Source organism: Clostridium manihotivorum (assembly GCF_004015185.1).
Taxonomy (GTDB): Bacteria; Bacillota; Clostridia; order Clostridiales; family Clostridiaceae; genus Clostridium_AR; species Clostridium_AR manihotivorum.
Genome location: NZ_CP025746.1, coordinates 4,845,284 through 4,866,158, shown reverse-complemented (window position 1 = coordinate 4,866,158; position 20,875 = coordinate 4,845,284). Strand labels below are relative to the sequence as shown.

General features: G+C 32.0%; 22 protein-coding genes and 1 riboswitch. Of the genes, 21 read left to right on the top strand and 1 reads right to left on the bottom strand.

The window, feature by feature from the left end:
* Window positions 1–84 precede the first annotated feature (84 nt).
* The 20 genes from C1I91_RS21895 to def all read left to right on the top strand — a co-directional run bounded on the left by C1I91_RS21895 (window position 85) and on the right by def (window position 19,397).
* Window positions 85–633 carry a hypothetical protein gene (locus C1I91_RS21895; RefSeq protein WP_128214790.1) on the top strand — a complete coding sequence of 183 codons (549 nt, stop codon included), beginning with the start codon at window positions 85–87 and terminating at the stop codon, window positions 631–633.
* A complete protein-coding gene (locus tag C1I91_RS21890) occupies window positions 590–2,269 on the top strand; it encodes a B12-binding domain-containing radical SAM protein (RefSeq protein ID WP_128214789.1) in 1,680 nt (559 codons plus the stop codon). The genes C1I91_RS21895 and C1I91_RS21890 overlap by 44 nt, the downstream gene beginning before the upstream one ends.
* 441 nt (window positions 2,270–2,710) lie before the next feature.
* Entirely contained in the window at window positions 2,711–3,040 is a 330-nt protein-coding gene (locus C1I91_RS21885) for an ATPase (RefSeq protein ID WP_128214788.1), read from the top strand.
* Window positions 3,027–4,976 (top strand): V-type ATP synthase subunit I, encoded by a 1,950-nt coding sequence (locus C1I91_RS21880; RefSeq protein ID WP_128214787.1) that lies wholly within the window; start codon window positions 3,027–3,029, stop codon window positions 4,974–4,976. The genes C1I91_RS21885 and C1I91_RS21880 overlap by 14 nt, the downstream gene beginning before the upstream one ends.
* Before the next feature lie 20 nt (window positions 4,977–4,996).
* Window positions 4,997–5,491 carry a V-type ATP synthase subunit K gene (locus C1I91_RS21875; protein WP_128214786.1) on the top strand — a complete coding sequence of 165 codons (495 nt, stop codon included), beginning with the start codon at window positions 4,997–4,999 and terminating at the stop codon, window positions 5,489–5,491.
* Between the two features lie 40 nt (window positions 5,492–5,531).
* Complete coding sequence (locus C1I91_RS21870; protein ID WP_128214785.1) at window positions 5,532–6,128, top strand: V-type ATP synthase subunit E; 597 nt, start codon at window positions 5,532–5,534, stop codon at window positions 6,126–6,128.
* A gap of 18 nt (window positions 6,129–6,146) precedes the next feature.
* Window positions 6,147–7,148, top strand: coding sequence for a V-type ATP synthase subunit C (locus tag C1I91_RS21865; protein ID WP_128214784.1), 1,002 nt, complete (start codon window positions 6,147–6,149; stop codon window positions 7,146–7,148).
* Window positions 7,141–7,452, top strand: coding sequence for a V-type ATP synthase subunit F (locus C1I91_RS21860; RefSeq protein ID WP_128214783.1), 312 nt, complete (start codon window positions 7,141–7,143; stop codon window positions 7,450–7,452). The genes C1I91_RS21865 and C1I91_RS21860 overlap by 8 nt, the downstream gene beginning before the upstream one ends.
* Before the next feature lie 17 nt (window positions 7,453–7,469).
* A complete protein-coding gene (locus tag C1I91_RS21855; RefSeq protein ID WP_128214782.1) occupies window positions 7,470–9,245 on the top strand; it encodes a V-type ATP synthase subunit A in 1,776 nt (591 codons plus the stop codon).
* A complete protein-coding gene (locus C1I91_RS21850) occupies window positions 9,238–10,620 on the top strand; it encodes a V-type ATP synthase subunit B (RefSeq protein ID WP_128214781.1) in 1,383 nt (460 codons plus the stop codon). Before C1I91_RS21855 ends, C1I91_RS21850 begins: the two co-directional genes overlap by 8 nt.
* A gap of 3 nt (window positions 10,621–10,623) precedes the next feature.
* Window positions 10,624–11,265: a V-type ATP synthase subunit D gene (locus C1I91_RS21845; protein WP_128214780.1), complete on the top strand. Its 642-nt coding sequence runs from the start codon at window positions 10,624–10,626 to the stop codon at window positions 11,263–11,265.
* 350 nt (window positions 11,266–11,615) lie between these two features.
* On the top strand, window positions 11,616–12,212 hold the full coding sequence (locus C1I91_RS21840) for a hypothetical protein (RefSeq protein ID WP_128214779.1): 597 nt from the start codon (window positions 11,616–11,618) through the stop codon (window positions 12,210–12,212).
* A 25-nt stretch (window positions 12,213–12,237) separates the two neighbouring features.
* Complete coding sequence (locus tag C1I91_RS21835; protein WP_128214778.1) at window positions 12,238–12,810, top strand: ArsR/SmtB family transcription factor; 573 nt, start codon at window positions 12,238–12,240, stop codon at window positions 12,808–12,810.
* A 78-nt stretch (window positions 12,811–12,888) separates the two neighbouring features.
* Complete coding sequence (locus C1I91_RS21830; protein WP_128214777.1) at window positions 12,889–13,098, top strand: hypothetical protein; 210 nt, start codon at window positions 12,889–12,891, stop codon at window positions 13,096–13,098.
* Between the two features lie 114 nt (window positions 13,099–13,212).
* Window positions 13,213–14,166: an MraY family glycosyltransferase gene (locus C1I91_RS21825; RefSeq protein WP_128214776.1), complete on the top strand. Its 954-nt coding sequence runs from the start codon at window positions 13,213–13,215 to the stop codon at window positions 14,164–14,166.
* 267 nt (window positions 14,167–14,433) lie between these two features.
* Window positions 14,434–14,613: riboswitch (SAM riboswitch) on the top strand.
* A gap of 229 nt (window positions 14,614–14,842) precedes the next feature.
* Complete coding sequence (gene metF / locus C1I91_RS21820) at window positions 14,843–15,727, top strand: methylenetetrahydrofolate reductase [NAD(P)H] (RefSeq protein ID WP_128214775.1); 885 nt, start codon at window positions 14,843–14,845, stop codon at window positions 15,725–15,727.
* Between the two features lie 375 nt (window positions 15,728–16,102).
* Complete coding sequence (locus C1I91_RS28360; RefSeq protein WP_164880618.1) at window positions 16,103–16,252, top strand: hypothetical protein; 150 nt, start codon at window positions 16,103–16,105, stop codon at window positions 16,250–16,252.
* 460 nt (window positions 16,253–16,712) lie between these two features.
* Window positions 16,713–17,453: a hypothetical protein gene (locus tag C1I91_RS21815; RefSeq protein WP_128214774.1), complete on the top strand. Its 741-nt coding sequence runs from the start codon at window positions 16,713–16,715 to the stop codon at window positions 17,451–17,453.
* Between the two features lie 2 nt (window positions 17,454–17,455).
* The gene (locus C1I91_RS21810) at window positions 17,456–18,730 is read left to right on the top strand and encodes a DUF4097 family beta strand repeat-containing protein (RefSeq protein ID WP_128214773.1); all 1,275 of its coding nucleotides are present in this window, start codon (window positions 17,456–17,458) and stop codon (window positions 18,728–18,730) included.
* Window positions 18,731–18,911: 181 nt separating this feature from the next.
* Window positions 18,912–19,397 carry a peptide deformylase gene (def, locus tag C1I91_RS21805; protein WP_128214772.1) on the top strand — a complete coding sequence of 162 codons (486 nt, stop codon included), beginning with the start codon at window positions 18,912–18,914 and terminating at the stop codon, window positions 19,395–19,397.
* 140 nt (window positions 19,398–19,537) lie between these two features.
* Here def and C1I91_RS21800 read toward each other — a convergent pair whose 3' ends face one another.
* Window positions 19,538–19,999: a DUF2383 domain-containing protein gene (locus C1I91_RS21800; RefSeq protein ID WP_164880617.1), complete on the bottom strand. Its 462-nt coding sequence runs from the start codon at window positions 19,997–19,999 to the stop codon at window positions 19,538–19,540.
* A 344-nt stretch (window positions 20,000–20,343) separates the two neighbouring features.
* Between C1I91_RS21800 and C1I91_RS21795 the strand changes: the two genes are divergently transcribed.
* Complete coding sequence (locus C1I91_RS21795) at window positions 20,344–20,865, top strand: ECF transporter S component (protein WP_128214770.1); 522 nt, start codon at window positions 20,344–20,346, stop codon at window positions 20,863–20,865.
* The last annotated feature ends 10 nt before the right edge of the window (window positions 20,866–20,875 follow it).

Here is a 20,875-nt window from a genome sequence, read left to right as displayed (position 1 = left end):
AAAAAAGAATTCCGGTGATTTAGAGGAATTCTTTTTTTTATGTAGAATACTAATTTAAGATAATATTAACAAAGGTGGTATTATATGGAATATACTTTAGATTTAAGAGAGATAAATTTAGATGGAGATTTACTTGATATAGGAAAAGAAAACTATGGTATAATATATAATTTGAAAAAGAATATGGATGATGAGATCTCAGTGGATTATTATAGCGATAGTAAAACTCTAGCTGAAGAGGAAAAAGTATTTTACGATGGTGCAGTTTTATTTTTTACCATGGGTAAAATTTATACTAATAGCGAAAGAAGAGGTATAATAAAACATGTGTGGGATTTAGTAAAGAATGATGGTTATCTTTATATATGGGATTATGATAAAAAATCAAAAGAGATAGTAAATGCTAAGATAAATGTGCTACTTCCAGGAGAAAAAACTAAATCCTTTAAATATAGAGATCTAAATCCTATCAATCAACTTAATATTGATCTTTTAAAAAAAGTTGTAGAAAGTTATTTTGAAATAGAAAAAGTTGATTTTTATGATAAAATTTACTTTGTGAAAGCAAAAAGAAGGGAAAGAACAGCGGATGAAAATATTATTAACAGGGGTAAATTCAAAATACATACATAGTAACTTAGCTATACGTTATCTTAAAGCCTATACTGAAGAGTTACCATGTGAATGCAAGATAAGAGAGTTTAGCATTAATGACAGAATTGAAATAATACTAGAGCAGATAATGACAGAAAAGGCAGATGTGGTGGCGTTTTCTTGCTATATCTGGAATATGGAATATGTAAATAAGCTGGCAAATCTAATAAAGCTAGTTGATAGCAATATAGAGATATTATATGGTGGACCCGAGGTTTCCTATGACAGCGAAAATTTTCTTAAAGAGAACTTAGGGGAGTATGTAATTGCTGGTGAAGGGGAAGAGACTTTCAAGGAATTTGTAGAATATAAACTTGGTTTAAGAGACATAAGAACAATTAGAGGCCTTTATTATAGGGCTGAAGATGGTATTCTATTTAATGGTATAAGACCTCAGATGAATATGAATAACTTAATATTTCCTTATAAAGAAGGTGATAAGGAGATTCATAATAAGATTGTATACTATGAGGCTTCTAGAGGATGTCCTTTTAAATGTAAATACTGTTTATCCTCTACAGCAGATGGAGTTAGATTTTTAGATATAGACAGAGTAAAGAAAGAGCTAAAGTTCTTTATAGATGAAAAAGTAAGGCTTGTGAAGTTTGTTGATAGAACCTTTAACTGCAAGCATGATTTTGTTAAGGAGATATGGAACTTTCTCATAGAGCAGGATACTGAAACAACTTTTCACTTTGAAATATCAGCAGATCTATTGAGAGATGATGAGATAGAGCTACTTAACAAAGCACCTAAGGGAAGAATTCAGCTTGAGGTTGGAGTTCAAACAACTAACAATCAGGTCTTAAATAATATAAATAGATATGTTGGTTTTGAAACCCTAAAGGATAAGGTTGTAGGAATAGCTAAGGCAAATAACGTAAAGCAGCATCTAGATCTAATTGCAGGTTTACCAGGAGAGGATTTTGAATCTTTTAAAGCTTCCTTCAATGACGTGCATTCTATAAGACCTGATGAAATACAGCTTGGCTTCTTAAAACTTCTAAAGGGATCTTCTATGAGAGAAGAAGCTGAAAAGTGGGGGATAGTCTATGCACCTTACGCGCCATATGAAATATTAAAATCTAAGGATGTAAGCTACGAAGAGCTTTTAGAGCTTAAGAAAGTAGAAGAGATAGTAGATAAATATTATAACTCTCAAAAGTTTAATACTATATTAAAGTATTTTTTGAGTAAGTTTGAAAGTCCTTTTGACTTCTATCATGAAATGGGTAAGTATTTTTATGATAGAGGATACTTTAATATAAATATAGGAAACACGGAATATTATAGAGCCTTTGTAGATTTTAATAATTACAAATTTGGCGGAGAAAATGATAAGGAAGTAAGAGAGATAATAAAATATGATTATCTAAGATATAATAAGAAAAAGTGGCTTCCTGAATTCTTGAATAGAGATATTACCAAGGAAGAGGAGAGAATAATAAAAGACAATTTAAAAGAGGATATTAATTTAAAGAGAGCTCATATAGAAAAGTTTGATTTAGATGTTAAAAAGTATATAGAAAATAATCAGTTGTCTATGGAAACTAATTACATAATATTTGACTTAGATGATGCAGATAATATGATATATCTTCAGGGGGAATATTAAAAATAAAGACGCTGTTTAAGTACTGTGTTGAATTTAAGTGGTCAGTCATCCGATGGTTAAATGGGCTTGCGCTAATAGCTCGCTAATATAGCATCTTCTTCATGTCCACTTAATTTCAACGATGTTATTAAATATAGGTAAAAGAGAAAAAGTGCCACTTCTATTTGGAAAGGTAATCCGAATAGAAGTGGTGCTTTTTTGTAAATAATAGTAAATAAGTATAATTAGAATAGCTGATACTTTATATCTAAGTAAAAAATATATATTCGTAAAAACAATCCTTATCATTTTTTAATGTATAAAAAGTTCGTTGATAGATGTAAAAAAAATGAAGATGAGTTGAAAAATAACTGAAAACATGGTATCCTTTAATAACAAAGCGTTATTTAATAACTTATAAAGCATTAATGTATATTGGTGGTATAGAGGAGGGATGACATATTGGCACTAGAAGTAATTAAAGAAATAACCAATGCTGAGAATAGGGCAGAGGAACTTGTAAGAGAAGCTAACAAAAAAAGTAAGGAAATAATAGATAGTGCTATAAAAATTGGTGAAGAAGAATATAAGAAAGTTTTGATACGAAGTAAACAAGAAGCTGAGATAATAATAAATTATGCTACAGAAAAGGCTACTAAGGAAATTGAAGCTATTAGTATAAAGGGAAATAATGAGTTGAATGGAATAAAGGAAGGCCTTGAGGAAGAGAAAAAATACAGTGCAGTGAGATTAATAATTGAGAGGATAGTGGGTATTCATGGCAATAGTTAAGATGAATAAATTTACATTACTCTCTATCAAATCTGACAAAGATAAGCTTTTAAGTGCACTGCAAAAACTACAAAAGGTGCAATTTATTAATCTTCAAGCTGAAGAGAAGTTAGAAGATGATATTAGTAATAAAAGTCTCTTGAAATATAACGTAGGAGAAGAGTACGAAGGTTATGAACAGTGCCTTTCGAAAATAACATTTTCATTAGACTTTATAAATAAGTTTTTCCCAGAAAAGAAACCTTTACTTTCAATGCTTCAGGATAAAAAAGAAATTACCATCAATGAGCTAGAAGCTATTGTTAAAGCTTGTGATTGGCATGAAGTTTATGAAGAGCTTAAGGCTAAAGAGATATCTTTAAGTGATTTAGATAATAAAATCAATTCACTTAAGGGAGAGATTGGAGAAATGGAAAGTTGGGTATCTTTAGATGTTGCACCTTCAAGCTTTAAACAATTGAAAGCTTCCAAGGCTATATTAGGAACTATATCAAAGCAATATGAAAGCAATGCTTTAAAAGAGCTAGAAGAAAAGCTTAATTATTCATATGTAGAAGTATTACAAAGAACAAATCAGGACCTATATATATTGGTCATAACCCATAATTGCGAAATTGAGCTTACAGAGGAAATTTTGAAAAACTACGGGTTCACATCTTTTACTTCAGATATAAAAAATACTCCAAAAGAATATATAGAAAATAATTTAAGACAGATAGAAGAGATAAGAGCAGAGGAAAAAGACATAATAGCAGCTGTAGCTGAGCTTCAAGATAAAAGAGAAGAATTGTTGTTTGCATATGAATACTATAATAATCTTATAACTAAACTGAGAGCTGCTAACAACTTCTTAAAAACTAGAAATGTAATAGCTATTTCTGGGTGGAATCCTGTTGACGCTAATGATGAATTGAAGAGGGCCATAGAAGAAGCTATTGGAGCAGATTATTATATAGAGTTTGAACAAATAAGAGAAGAAGAGGTAGAGCAGGTTCCAATAAAGCTTAAAAACAATAAGTTCGGAGCTTCCTTTGAGGGCGTCATTGAAATGTATAGCATGCCTACCTATTCTGAGGTAGATCCTACGCCAATACTTTCCATATTCTATTTCTTATTCTTCGGTATGATGCTGTCAGATGCAGGCTATGGTTTGATTATAGTTGCAGCGGCCAGTTTTGCTCTCTATAGGGTAAAGGATGAGGAAAAGAGAAAAAGTTATAAAATGTTCCTTTTAGCTGGATTATCTACGGTTATATGGGGAGCCATATATGGAGGCTGGTTTGGAGATCTTCCAAGCTACTTTGGAATAGTTCCGCCTAAGCTTTTAGATAGTACAGGAGATATAACAACTATATTCATAATGTCCTTAGGCTTTGGTATAGTACACATATTTATAGGTCTTGGTATTAAAGCCTATATGCTTATAAAAGCAGGAGATATAAAGGCTGCTATATATGATGTATTAACTTGGTATATAACACTAGTAGGAATACTTTTAGCTATTTTAGGTATAGGCGGAAAATTAGGTTTAATAATGATAGTAGTAGGTTTAATAGGTCTATTACTTACGCAAGGTAGAAGTGCACCTACTGTAGCAGGAAAAATAGGATGGGGTGTATATGGAGTTTATGGCATAACAAGTTACTTAGGAGATATAGTTTCCTATTCTAGATTGTTAGCCTTAGGACTGGCTACTGGATTTATAGCTAATGCACTAAATCTTATAATTAGCTTGATTCCATCACCTTACAAATATGTATTAGCTCCATTCTTATTTGTAGGCTTGCATACTTTTAATTTATTGGTAAATGCCTTAGGTTCTTATGTCCATGCAGCAAGACTTCAGTATCTAGAGTTCTTTAACAAGTTTTATGAAGGTGGGGGTAAGAAGTTTACTCCGTACAGCTTTTCAAATAAATATATAAAGATTAAATAATAAGGAGAGGGAATAAAATTATGAATACATGGGTAGAGTTTTTTCAATCAACAAGTAACGGTTTGATAATGGCACTATTAGGAGCTGCACTGGCAGTAGGACTAGCAGGTATAGGTTCTGCACAGGGAATAGGGATTGCAGGTCAAGCAGCAGCAGGGCTTATGACAGAAGAACCAGAAAAGTTTGGTAAGACTTTTATATTAGTAGCACTTCCTGGTACACAGGGGTTATATGGATTTGTTATAGCTTTATTACTATTTACTAAGATAGGGATTTTTGGCGGTGATGCGCCTAGCTTATCTTTAGGACTAAAGTACTTCATGGCTTGTCTTCCTGTTGCTATAGCAGGCTGGAGATCAGCCATATGGCAAGGGAAGGTTGCTGCAGCTGGAATACAAATCTTAGCCAAGAGACCTAATGATGTAATGAAGGGTGTAATATATGCGGTTATGGTTGAAACCTATGCAGTTTTGGGCTTCGTAGCATCACTATTTATGGTTTTATTTGTTAAATAGTAAGAGGAAGATACATCCTTAAGGATTTGGAGTGATAGAAATGTCTAAAATAGAGCATTTAGTTAATAAAATACTGGAAGATGCTGAAAGTGAGAGCAAAAGAATCTTAGAAGAAGCTGAAGCAGAGAAAGAGCTGATTTTAAGAAAAAAGCTTGAAGAGGCAAAAAAGGTAGAAAAAACTATAATAGATAAAGCTAACGAGGAGGCTGCATTAAAGAGAGAAAGGATGCTATCAAATGTAGCATTAAAATTAAGAAATGAGAAGCTTGAGGTTAAGCAGAAAATAATAGATGAGGTGTTTGAGCAAGCTTTAAATGACCTTTGTTCTATGAGTAAGGAAGCTTTTTTAACATATTTAAAATCAGAAATACTAAAAGTAGATATTAAAGGTGATGAGAAGCTTATACTTAATTCTTATGGAAAGAACATTGTTAGTATTTCTTTCGTTGATGAAGTTAATACAGAGCTTTTAAGCATGGGTAAGGTTGGACGACTGACAATAAGTGAAGAAACCAGAAACTTTAGAGGTGGTTTTATACTGGAGAAGGATGGAGTAGAAATAAATAATACCTTTGAAGCTCTAATAAGTTCCTATAGAGAGGAATTAGAACCTGAGGTAGTAAGTATTCTGTTTTAATTAAGGAGGATGAGAGACATGGAGGCTATGGATTTTACCCAAGTTATTCCCAGGATTAGAGTGCTTGAAAACAGACTCCTTGATAAAGCTAAAATTGATAGGATGGTTGATGCAGCTTCTATAGAAGAGGTATTAAAGATACTTCAGGAAACTGAATATAGTAACGTTTCAAATAACTCAAACAATCCCCGGGCTTATGAGGTAATGTTGAGTGATGAATTGAAAAGAGTATTTAACCTAATGTATGAGGTTAGTCCCTATAGAGAAATAGTTGACATAATGAGCATAAAGTATGACTTTCATAATATAAAGGTTCTGATTAAAAGCAAAGTTTCTAAAAAGGATATGAAGGATATATTAATTAATATAGGAACTGTAGAGCTTCATAAGCTAAGTGATGCCGTAATGAATGACAGTTATAGAGATATACCTAAGGTTATGGCAAAGGCAATAGAGGAAGTGTTTTTAGATTTCTCAAAGGAAAAAGATCCTCAGAGGATAGATTTAATATTAGATAGATACCAATACCAAGCAGTAGAGGATATTTCAGAAAGATTAAAGAATCCTTTCATAGAAAGATATGTAGATTTTTTAATAGATCTAAGCAATATAAGAACCTTACTAAGAGTAAAAAAGCAGAAAAAAGGAAAAGACTTTTTAAAAGAAACCTTACTAACTGGAGGAAAACTAGATAGGGATAAGATACTTATACTATTAAATGAATCTCCAGAAAATATATATAACAAGCTAGCTCATACTGACTATGCCCCGGTGCTTAAGAGTGGCATTGAGGATTATATAAAAACGCAATCTGCTAGTAAGCTGGAAAAGCTTAGTGATAACTATCTAATGAACTTTATGAAGGATGCCAAGTATGTAACTTTTGGACCAGAGCCTATCTTAGCTTATATATATGCAAAAGAAAGTGAGATAAAGAATATAAGGATTATAATGGTTGGAAAGTTAAATAATATTTCTTCAGAAGTTATAAGAGAAAGGCTGCGTGAGGTCTATGTATAAAGGGATAGCAGTTGTAGGAGATAAGGATTCAGTACTTGCTTTTAAAGCCCTAGGACTAGAGGTGTTTCCAGTTTTTGAAGTGGAAGAAGCGAGAAAAACTATAGATAGACTAGCTATGAAAGATTATGGTGTTATTTTCGTTACGGAACAAGTGGCAAAGGATATTGAAGACACAATAGAGAGATATAATAAACAAACACTCCCTGCAGTTATACTTATTCCAAGCAACCAAGGCTCTTTAAATATAGGACTAAGAAGAATCAGAGATAATGTGGAGAAAGCAGTAGGAGTAAACATTTTATAGGAAGGTAGGTTGGTATATTGAAGACAGGAAGGATAATAAAGGTTTCTGGACCTTTGGTTGTTGCTGAAGGAATGGAAGAGGCCAACCTTTATGATGTAGTTAAGGTTGGGGTTAAAGGGTTAATTGGAGAAATAATTGAGATGAGACAAGATAGAGCTTCAATACAAGTGTATGAAGAAACAGCAGGTATAGGACCAGGAGATCCGGTAATATCAACTGGAGAACCTCTTTCTGTAGAGCTAGGTCCTGGATTGATAGAATCCATGTTTGATGGAATTCAGAGACCCTTAGATGCCTTTATGAAGGCTTCTAACAGTGCGTTTCTTGTAAAAGGACTGTCTATTAAAGCTCTTAATAGAGAAAGAATATGGAGCTTTAAAGCAGTAGCGAAGATAGGTGATAGAGTTTTACCAGGTGATATCTTAGGGACGGTACAAGAAACTTCAGTTATAGAACAAAAAATATTAGTTCCATATGGTGTTGAGGGTGTTATTAAGGATATAAACACCGGAGAGTTTACTGTAGAAGAAAAAATCTGTGTTATAGAAACTAACAATGGACTTAAGGAAATCACTATGCTTCAGAAGTGGCCGGTAAGAAAGGGGAGACCCTATAGCAGAAAGCTAAACCCAGTAGAGCCTATGGTTACTGGGCAAAGAGTAATAGATACGTTCTTTCCAGTTGCAAAAGGTGGAGCGGCAGCAGTTCCAGGACCTTTCGGGGCAGGAAAAACAGTGGTTCAGCATCAAATAGCAAAATGGGGTGATGCAGAAATTGTAGTATATGTAGGTTGTGGTGAGCGTGGCAATGAGATGACGGACGTTCTTAATGAGTTCCCTGAACTTAAAGATCCTAAAACCGGAGAGAGCTTAATGAAACGTACAGTGCTTATAGCTAACACTTCAAATATGCCTGTAGCGGCAAGAGAGGCTTCTATATATACTGGAATAACCATAGCAGAATATTTTAGAGATATGGGATATTCGGTTTCAATAATGGCAGATTCTACATCAAGATGGGCAGAAGCTTTAAGAGAAATGTCAGGAAGACTTGAAGAGATGCCTGGTGATGAAGGATATCCAGCTTATTTAGGCTCTAGACTAGCAGATTACTATGAAAGGGCAGGAAAAGTTGTATGTCTAGGTTCTGAAAAAAGACAAGGAAGTATCACTGCTATAGGGGCAGTATCTCCTCCAGGGGGAGATATATCAGAGCCAGTATCTCAAGCTACTTTAAGAATTGTAAAAGTGTTCTGGGGATTGGACGCTCAGCTTGCCTATAAAAGACATTTTCCAGCTATAAATTGGCTAAATTCATATTCCTTATATGCGGATAGAGTTGGTCAATGGATGGATAAAAATATAGATGAGCAGTGGTCAGCTTTGAGAACAGAAGCTATGGCATTACTTCAGGAGGAAGCAAATCTCCAGGAAATTGTTAGATTAGTAGGTATAGATGCATTATCAGAAGCTGACAGATTGAAGCTTGAGGTAGCTAAGTCCATAAGAGAAGACTATCTTCAGCAAAATGCCTTCCATGAAGAAGATGCCTATACTACGTTAACTAAGCAATATAAGATGCTTAAGTTAGTGTTAAGTTTTAAGAAAGAGGCTGAAAGAGCACTTGCCAATGGGATATATCTTGAGAAAATACTTAGTATTCCTTCAAGAGAAAGAATTTCTAGAAGTAAGTATATATCAGAAAATGAAATTTCAAAAATAGATGATATATTGGAAACACTTAAGGTAGACATAGATAAGCTCATAGCAGAAGGAGGTGTATTAGATGCTTAAAGAGTATAGAACAGTTACAGAAGTAGTAGGTCCTTTGATGATTGTGGACAATGTTGAGGGAATTAAATATGATGAGCTTGTAGAAATAGAATTGCATACTGGAGAAAAAAGAAGAGGTAAAGTGCTGGAAGTACATGAGAAAAAAGCAATGGTACAGCTTTTTGAAGGGTCTTCAGGGATAAATCTAAATAAAACTAAAGTAAAGTTTTTAGGTAGACCCTTAGAGATTGGAGTTTCTGAAGATATGCTAGGGAGAATATTTGATGGTATGGGAAGACCTAAGGATGGAGGCCCTAAGATAATAGCAGAAAAAAGACTTGATATAGCTGGAGAGGCTATCAATCCAGTGGCAAGAAACTACCCATCTGAATTTATTCAAACAGGGATATCCGCTATTGATGGATTAAATACATTGGTTAGAGGGCAGAAGCTTCCTGTGTTTTCAGGTTCAGGACTTCCACATGCGGAACTTGCTGCACAAATAGCTAGACAGGCGAAGGTTCTAAACTCCGATTCAAAGTTTGCAGTTGTATTTGCAGCTATAGGAATAACCTTTGAAGAGGCGGAGTTCTTTGTAGAAGAATTCACTGACACTGGTGCCATAGATAGATCTGTACTGTTTATGAACCTTGCATCAGATCCAGCCATAGAAAGAATAGCAACACCAAGAATGGCTCTTACTACTGCGGAGTATTTAGCTTATGAGAAGGGAATGCATGTACTTGTTATAATGACAGATATAACTAATTATTGTGAAGCACTTAGAGAAGTATCTGCGGCTAGAAAAGAAGTTCCAGGAAGAAGAGGCTATCCTGGATACCTTTATACAGATTTGTCTACCCTTTATGAAAGAGCAGGAAGAATAAAAGGAAAGGAAGGGTCTATAACTCAGATTCCTATTCTGACAATGCCAGAAGATGATAAGACTCATCCAATTCCAGACCTAACAGGTTATATAACAGAAGGACAAATAATTCTTTCAAGGGAATTGTATAAAAAAGGTGTTATGCCTCCAATTGATGTACTACCATCTCTTTCAAGACTAAAGGATAAAGGAATAGGGAAAGGAAAGACAAGAGAAGATCATTCTGATACCTTAAATCAATTATTTTCAGCCTATGCCCAAGGTAAGGAGGCAAAGGAACTTGCAACTATCCTTGGAGAATCAGCTCTATCAGAAGTAGATAAAAGTTTTGCTAAGTTTGCGGAGGCTTTTGAAAAAAAGTACGTAGCACAAGGATTTTATTCCAATAGGACTATAGAAGAAACCTTAAATATTGGGTGGGAATTGCTAAGAATACTTCCTAAGAGCGAGCTTAAAAGAATCAGAGAAGAATATTTAGAAAAATATTTGCCTTTAGGAGATGGTGAATAGTTTATGACAACACTTAATGTTAATCCTACAAGAATGGAGCTTACAAAGCTGAAAAAGAGATTATCTACAGCAACTAGAGGTCATAAGCTTTTGAAGGATAAACAAGATGAGCTTATGAGGCAGTTTATAAGTCAAGTAAAGTACAACAATGAGCTTAGAAAAGAAGTAGAGCAGGAACTTTGCGGCTCCTTAAAAGATTTTGTTATGGCAAGTGCAGTAATGAGTCAGGAATTTTTAGAAGAAGCAGTTGCTTATCCTAAAGAGCATATAACCGTTGATATAAAAAGCAAGAACATAATGAGTGTTAATGTACCGGTGATGGACTTTAAGAGAGAGTTAGAAGGAGATGAAGGAAGTATATTCCCTTACGGCTTTGCCAGCACATCTTCAGATCTTGATGATTCTATAAGTCAATTGTATAGTGTACTACCTAAGCTTCTGAAGTTAGCAGAGATTGAGAAAAGCTGCCAGCTTATGGCCGATGAGATAGAAAAGACAAGAAGAAGGGTTAATGCACTTGAGTATAGGACAATACCAGAACTTGAAGAAACTATAAAGTATATCAGAATGAAGCTTGAAGAAAATGAGAGAAGTGCATTAACTAGGCTGATGAAGGTTAAAGAAATAATTTCTGAGAAAAATTAATTAAATCGTATATTTGCTAAAGTGATTTCTGCATGTTGCGGAGGTCACATTTTTTTATTATATATAATATTTAGATATATATTATATATAAGTATGGTTTTATAATAAATTAAATGCAGTGAATTAGAAAGTGATATATGTCTATTTTTGACTAGTTAAGCATTAATACATGTTTTTAAAGTACGGCATACAGTAAAAGTTTTATGATTATAAGCATACATAATAATAAATATTAAATTTTATTTATCAATAAAATAATATGAGTTTAAATTGAAGAAATGCTATATTTATTTGTTTATAATATATAAATAATATGGTATAATACAAAAAAAGGTTTTAGGAGAAGTACTATGGGGAAAATAGATATTAAAAAGATTTTGTTGTTCACTATAGTATCAGTTATAGTCATCACTTTTGCAGTATTATTGTGGACAAGTGTTTCTGGTTACTCTTCAAGCCTGAAAGATAATGAGCAGGATTTTGAGAGTTATATCGAAAAAACTGTTGGATATGATGTTAACATATTAACAATAAAAGAACAAGAAAATTATAAATATATAATGTTTACTAAAAAAGGGTCTAATGATGCAAACCTCTTTGCTTTTAAAAAATGGCATTTTAATAGATTTATTGATGCTGGCGCAACTTTTCACTCCAAGGCTATGGAGCAAGGTGAATCCAGTAAGTCACTATTTGGAGCACTTAAGATTAGTGAAGAAAAAAATAATCAAAAGTATATAATTTTTGGAATTAATTCTTTAGATATAGCAAAGTATTATACTGTAGTTATAAATGATAAGCAGTTTAAAAAGGATATTAAAGAAGCCTATTTTATAGACATTTTAGATTTTCATGAATCAAAAGCGTTAGGTCTAGGAGACATAAAGTTTTATGGTAAGCATGATGAAGATGTGACAGACAAACTTATAATTAAAGATGAAAATTGACAATAAACCAGTAGAGGTGAAAGTAATGAAAGATAAGGTTAAATTAACCACTTTAGAGCAAATCAAAGCGTATTCGGATCCGTATAGGTTGAGAATACTTACTTTGTTAAGAAATAGGGGAGATGCTGCAACTGTTAAGGAAATAGCTGATGAACTAGGAGAAGTACCAGCTAAAGTACATTATCACATAAAGAAGCTAGAGAAAGCAGGTATTGTCGAGCTAATTAGAACAAAAGAAGTTAAAGGGATAATTGCAAAATATTATTATCTTACTGCTGATAGATTTGAGATTGTTGGAGAAAATATAGGTGAACAGGCAAAACAAATCTATAAATCAGAAGTTCTTAATTTAGTAAGTGATTATTATCAAAATTCTAGAACTGATGTAATTGGTGCACTCAGCTCAAGAATAGAAGAGCATAGCGATGAGTTTAATATATCTCTTACCTCAAGAACTTTATACTTAACTAAGGAAGAGTTCGATGAGCTTAATACTATCACAAGAGAACTATTTGCTAAGTATGAAAACAAGCGAGAAGGAACAATATCCTGCCACGGCTTTTCAGTATTATGCAAGATGGAAGATGATAAAAAGTAAGCATTTACATAAAGTTAACAATCATAAATTAAATATTCTCATATCATATATAGATATTATGTGATAGGAGTAACGGTGATGAGGATTGTTATAGATATAGATATACTTAATCATTCAGAAATATTAGAAAGACATAAAGGTGGATTTGCTAGTTTGCTTGGTAATAGTAGCTTTGTAAGAGAGCAGGTGGAGCGAGAAGTAAAGAAGCAGATCTTAGGAAAGTTGTCTAAATCTTTAAAAGAAGGGTTATCAGAAAATGGAGTGAAGGCAAGGATAAGAATAGATTAAAATGGGGCTCTATATGAGACCCTTTCTTTTTCTTTTTGTAACCAAATTTTCTTTGAATGTCTTTAAGAATATTATATAATATTGTTGTGTCTTAGGATAAAAGGAGAGATTTTAATGTTTAATTATATTATAGGAGTTATAGTATCTTCCTTAATTGTAGTACTTATAATTCCATCCTTAATGAAGATTGCTGAAAAAATAGAATTTACTGATAAACCTACCAAGAGGAAAATACATGATAGGCCTATTCCTATAATCGGCGGAGTGGCTATGTTCATAGGTTTTTTTATAGGATACTTTTTACTGGTTAAAAACGATAGAATCGGAAGCTTATATTTGTTTATTTCATCTATTATGATTTTAAGCATTGGTTTATTAGATGACTATTACAAAACAAGAGGAAAAGAATTCATGATTCTTCCAAGAGTAATTATTCAAGTGTTAGCAGCTACATTAGTATACAAGTCAGGAATAGTTTTTAATGGCATAACAAATCCTTTCAATGGAAGTTATGTGGAGTTGCCAACTATACTTAGGTATTTACTTACTATCACTTGGATATTTGGTGTTACAACTGTTATCAATTGGTCTGATGGTATGGATGGAGTAGCTGGAGGAATATCTGCTATATCAGCCACAACACTTTTTGTAGTGGCATTGGCAAAAGGCCAAACAGATTCTGCTTTGATGGCTATAATTTTAGTGGGTTCAATACTTGGTTTCTTAAAATACAATAGGCATCCAGCAAGAATATTTATGGGAGATTCTGGAGCTAACTTTATAGGATTTACGCTAGCAATAATAGCTTTAGATGGTGCCTTTAAGCAAGCTACAGTCATGTCTATATTTATACCATTTTTAGCTTTAGGAGTACCTATATTTGATAATTTATTTGTTATATTTAAGAGATTTATAGAAGGTAAACCAGTTTATCAAGCTGATAGAAGTCAGATACATTATAGACTTGAACAAAAGGGCATGAATACAAGACAGGTAGTTTCATATATATGCTTAATAAGTACATGTCTAAGTCTTATTTCTATATTAATATTATTGTTAAGGTTATAGTTATATGTAGTTAATCTTTTTATCCATTGAGGAGTCCTCAATGAATCCTAAAGTCCTCACAGAATTATAATGAAAAAGTTTGTCTTTTTCGTAGGGAATTATAAATTAATATACTAGGTATAAAATAAATAAAATATAGTATTATAATAATAGGAATATCAATAAAGCTTTTTGTAGTTAGATATGACTTTTACGGATACTTATAACAAAGTCATTTACATAAATTTATTAATAATATATAATAAAGTAATTAAAACTGAATATTCATTCTTATCAAGAGTGGTGGAGGGACTGGCCCTATGAAACCCGGCAACCTTATATACAGGTTTTTTGATAGACTTAGCTTACATATTTTATATTGTATATATAGAATATATAAGCTATCAGACTATAGAAGCTAGAAATATAAAGGTGCTAAATCCTGCAGTTTTTACTGGAAGATAGGATATACTTTGGATTTAACCTAGAGGTATATTCTCTAGGTTTTTTTATTTTTGAATAATCCATCATCAAATATAAAACTGTGGGAAAATTATAATAAAAAAACTTGTCTTTTTCTAGGAGATTTATCTTGGATAAAGTTTTGGATAAGTATGATTCTATGGACTAAAAGTGCATAAAGAAGAAAGAATAAAAAAGAAAATTTATTAAATAATATTGAAAAGGAAGATTATATATGTTTATAAAAGATTTATTTAAACAGAAAAGATTAGTATACTCTTTTGAAATATTCCCTCCAAAATTAACATCACCAATTGATACGGTGTACAAGACTATTGAGGAGTTAGCGATTCTAAATCCAGATTACATAAGTGTAACTTACGGTGCTGGTGGCAGTGTAAACAATAATAGGACCTGCGAGTTGAGTTCTTTAGTTAAAAATAAGTATGGTATAGAAGCTCTGGCTCATCTTACTTGTATAAACTCTGACGAAGAAAAGATAACTAAGATTGTAGATAGTTTGAATAAAAATAACGTGAAAAATATATTAGCACTTAGAGGAGATGTAAATGGAGAACAAAATCTTGAGGACAGCTATAAGTATGCATATCAGCTTATAGAATACTTAAAGGAAAGAGGAAATGTATGTTTGGGAGCAGCCTGTTATCCTGAAGGACATATACAAAGTGATAATATAGATAAAGATATAATGCATTTAAAAAACAAAGTTGATGCAGGAGCAGATTTCTTAATATCTCAATTGTTTTTTGATAATAGTCTTTATTATAATTTCTTAGACAAAGCCTATAAAAAGGGTATAAATGTGCCTATACAAGCTGGTATTATGCCAGTTACTAATAAGAAGCAAATAGAGAGAATTGCATCTTTATCAGGCGCATATCTCCCAGAAAAGTTTATAAAAATAATGGATAAATATGAATATAATCCAGAAGCCTTAAGAGATGCAGGAATTGCTTATGCTACAGAACAAATTGTTGATCTAGTTTCTAGTGGAGTAAATGGCATTCATCTTTATACAATGAATAATCCATATATAGCAAATAAAATAACTACAAGCATTTCTTCATTAATTAATCACATTAATAAAGAGGCTATATAGAGAGATGTACTACTTCAATCATAAATCTATTTTTAAAACTCCTCTATGTTCTGAGAGGAGAATTTGATAATATAAACTTTAATACTAAGAGGAACTTCTATAATACAAGCAACCTTAACAATAATTTCAACGAATATGATCCCTCTATATAAAGCAAAATAAATATATCCCAAATACCTATAACTTTAGAATATCTATTAAAAACTTAGATGATATTAAAGGTTCAGTGTTTAAATTAAGTGTTTATACATTTTCAATATAACTCTTAATCCAAACAACATCTAAAAAATAGCCAAGAATTTAAATTATTTATCATTAGTAGTGAAGGATATAAATTCAGAGATAGGGTTATTTAATTAATAAGGAGGGTAAGTCATGGGAGTTAGCGAGAAAGATCATGCATATGAAGTTGCTAAAAAGATGATTATAGATGGTGAGTCCTGGGATAAAATCATGGATGAAACTAGACTAAGATTAAAAGACCTAAAAAGAATTCAAAGAGAAGAAATAACTCCACATATGTAATTTATAAGTAGTTAGACTTGTGCAATAGCAGGCCTAGCTGCTTTTTTTGTACAGGAAATTATAATTTTTTATTTATACTTAAATCTGGCAAAATTATATTAATTCTTTGCATAAGCTATAGATAAACAGATGGGTCGCTTCGATACTTAAACTATTTTGAAAAAAACTTACAGGTTTTGGTTAATTAATTTAAAATGTACATTTATTACGAAGTGATATATCTATAATTAAAGCATCGGATGACTAGTAACTTAATTTCAACAGGTCACTTTAACAGAGCATAATTTTGAGGCATTGGTTTAAATATAAGATTTATGGTAAAATTTAGTATATATATATTTGTTTCTGCTATATTTTAAATTAAAATAAGGATTAAGAAAAAGTTAAGAATTTATTAACTATAATCTTAAGTTTTTATATTTATTATAGGAGTATAAGCTTTGATAGGAGGAATTATCAAATGAAAAGTAAAACAAAGGCATTTTTTCTTTCATTTATCCCAGGACTTGGACACATATACTTAGGAGAAAATAATAGAGGTTTAATTTTTCTAGGAGGTTTATTATCTTATCTATTTACAGTAGGCTTCTTGGATAGATCCTATGACATGATAGGCGACTATGGCAGGGTATTTAATGCTGCAATACCTATATTATGGGCATTTAACATACTAGATTGTATGATCAATGCTGATAAGATAAACAAAGGAATGATCAATTTAGCTGACGAAAATAATATTGAGGCAGATAGAAAGCTTATAGCATATATGCTTTCAGTACTTCCAGGTTTAGGTCAACTTTATCTAGGGGAAAAAGAGAAAGGACAGAAATTATTTTGTGTGTTTTTAGTAATTTATGTTATTTCATCCTTAGTAAATATCGATATATTAAAAATTGGAGTGCCAGCAGTAATAATTTATTCCATTCTTGATTTGATGAATGTAAGAGCAACAAACGGTATTGCAGAAATAAACTTTTCAGGTAAGTGGTTTGAGAATTGGGTAAAGATTCTTGGATTTATATTCATAGCAGCAGGTATTATTACTCTTGGCAACAGATTCTTAGGTCAGTTTGTAGACACTAGAATTGAGTACATGATAAGAGATTATACTAAAGTTATTTTATCTTCTGTAGTATTAATAGGCTTTGGTATTAAGATGTTATTTATGGGAAAACCAAAGGATATCAGCAGGGAGGATTAATTATGAAACAATGGAAGATTGGAAGGCTTTCTGCAGGTATTGGACTTATTTTACTAGGGGTACTGCTTATAATTGCAAGGATACAAAGTCTTTACTATTTTGAGATGTTAGAAAAATGGTGGCCCGTTTTAATAATATGTCTAGGGATAGAATTAGTAGTAGGTGCATTCTTAGCAGGAAACTCCAATATAACAGTAACTGTTGATGGTAAGAGCGTTTTTATAGCTGTACTAATAGTAATTTTCGTATTTGTTGGTAGTGGAATAAGCTTTGCTGCAAGAAATAAAGGTGCATTTCTAAATTGGGATGGATTATCCTTTAACTCTTATAGTAATGAAAAGACTGTGTCTAATAAAATGGAGTTTCAAGGAAAGAAGTCAATAACTATAGAAAACAAACAAGGGAAAGTTTCAATCGATAAAAGTGATAGTGATAAGATACAGGTTGAGGCTAATATAGTCATAGCATATAATGATGAGTCGACTATTAGTGATCTGCAAAAGCAGGCAATTCAGTTTGCAGATGGCGAGGACTTAGTAGTAAGTACAAGCAATCAATCTGGAAAAGATGGAGCTGTAAGAAAAGTTGATTATACAATAAAACTTCCTGCTTCAGTAAGATATGATGTTGAAAGTGCGTATGGCGATGTGTCAATATCAAACATATCTAGTGATGGCAAGAGTAGTCAATCCAATGGTAGTACTAATATAACAAATGTTAAAGGAAATACAGAAATAACTAATAAGTATGGATCAGTTAAGATAGATACTCTAGAAGGAAATCTTCAACTAAGCTGCAATAATGGTGATATTAACCTCTTTAATATAAAAGGAAAAATTACCGCTTCAAATGCTTATGGGGCTACCAATGCAGAAAACATAATTGATGATATAGACTTCAAAGGGTCAAATGGAGCTTTTACAGGAAAGAATATAGGTGGATTTGCTAAGGTTACTAGCAAATATGGAGATGTGACTCTTATCAATCCTTCAAAGGGACTAAATGTTGAAGCTAACAATGGTACGATTAAAGTTGATTGTAATAAGCCTATAGAGGGAGATGTAACTATATATAGCAATTATGGAAGTATAAACACTAAGATAGTTAAGGATCAATCAGCAAAGTTTAATTGCTCTTCAAGAAACGGCTCTATTACTAATGGTTTAGGACTTTCTGGTGATAATAAAAATAGAAATAGCACCTTAGGTGGGGAAATAAACGGCGGCAAATACTTGTTCATGATGGAAACAAAGAATGGCTCCATAAGTATAAATTAATTGGAGTAATTGTAATTTAAAGTGCTACCACTTCATTTGAAATATAAATTTTAATATGAAGTGGTACATTTATATAAAGTCATAATATTGGTGACTTCTTGGAATCTATAAATTTTAGTTGAAGTATTTAGCTTCCGTGTGTAATAATGTTTTTAGATAGATTTTGAAAGGAGTTACCTTTATGGCAATTAGAAAGATAGTTCAATTAGGTGATGAGCATTTAAAAAAAATATCAACACCTGTTAAAGAAATAAACGGAGAAGTATTAGCTCTTGTTAAGGATTTAAAGGATACTTTATACTCAGTAGATGGAGTAGGACTTGCTGCTCCTCAGATAGCAGTAAATAAAAGAGTGGTATTTATAGATTTAAGAGATGGCTCTGAGCCAATTGTTTTAATAAATCCAGAGATAACTAAAAGAGAAGGTAAAGAAGAAGGCTATGAGGGGTGCTTAAGCTACGTTGGCTATGAGGGACTAGTAGAAAGACCTAAAAAGGTTAGCGTTAAGGCTCTTAACGAAAAAGGTAAGGTTGTTGAGTATGAAGCAACTGGACTTTTGGCAAGATGCTTCTGTCATGAGATAGATCATTTAGATGGAATAATGTACGTTGATCAAGCTATTGAAATGTATGAGCTTGTTGATGAAGAAGAAGAAGAAGAAGAATAGTTTGAAAAATAGGACTTAGCAAAAATGCTGAGTCCTATTTTTTTACTTTATAGAGAAATTTAAGTTTTTCCTTAGCTCAACCTAGGAATATAAGCGCTTTTCAGTAGCTATTTATGGGAAACAGTAAAAATGAAATTATGCTAAAACTTACTTTGACTTATTTTGTTTAAAAATATCTGAGCAAGATCCTTATTGTCTTGAATTATTTTTTCAATGATCTCTCGACTGGTTGAATCTAGGTTATCATTATCTTCTATAAATCTATCTCCCATAGTAAAACCGGTTTTGCAAGCCTTGTAGGCTTCATTAAGAACTTGTTCATCTGAATCAACAGTTAAATTCTTTATGTTTTCATATATTTGAGATAATGTTCCTATAAGTCCTACCTGTTCTTTTGGAACGCCTCCAAGTTGATTAATTCTTTCTTTTAGTATATTGCTATGCATTAGGTAGGTAGCTTGAACTTGTAAGAAAATTTGTTTTAAACTATTATCTTTTGCTTTTTTTTGAAGATTTTCAAAGGCTTCAAGGCCCATTTGAGTTCCTTTTAATACACGGTTTAATTCTATCACTATTTCTTTTGGTGGAGCTTGAATAGACATATGCATCATCACTCCTTTATATAATAGATCTTAAAAATAGGTGGAACATCTTTATATACAATCCATAAATTTTCTACGTTCAGCTCTAATATTTATATTGATACTAGAAGATACTATATATAAAGTTATATTCATTTCATAGTTTAATCAAAAAGTAAAGATTTATACTTAAGTGCTTAAGAACTTGGTTTTATAAATGTTATTAAAGATATACCATTTTAATTTGAAAATATAAATTTTATTATGAAGAAGCACAGCTATACATTTATAGTAAAATAAATTATTTACTGATGCTTATTATTATTGTATACTGATGTATATACACTAAAGGGAGATGAATTACTATGAATAAAACTAAGAATTTAACTTATATTGCAGTACTTGCAGCACTAGCTATATTAATACCTATTACCTTTGGCTTCGCATCAATAACTCTAGGACCATTTACAGCAACTTTAGGAGCTCATGTTCCTATTTTTCTAAGTATGTTTGTATCGCCTTTTGCAGCAATTGCAGTTGGTATCTGTAATGCAATTGGATTCTTTATAGCAGGAAAACCTATATGGGTAGTTTTAAGAGCTTTTATGCATGTATTTGTTGGACTTGCTGGAGCACTTATGATTAAGAAAGGTGTTTCTTATGGAAAAACAGTAGCATTTACTTCTCCAATTCACGCTACATTAGAATCACTTGCAGTTATGCCTTTTCCAGGTTTTAATTTCAAGGGAATACTAATTACTGTTTTTATAGGTACTTTAATCCACCATTTCGTTGATGGTACTATAACATACGTATTAGTTGAAGCCATATCAAAGGCTACTAGAAAAGATTTTAGAAAGGTCTTGGCAGGATCTACTGATAGATAATTTAAGATAA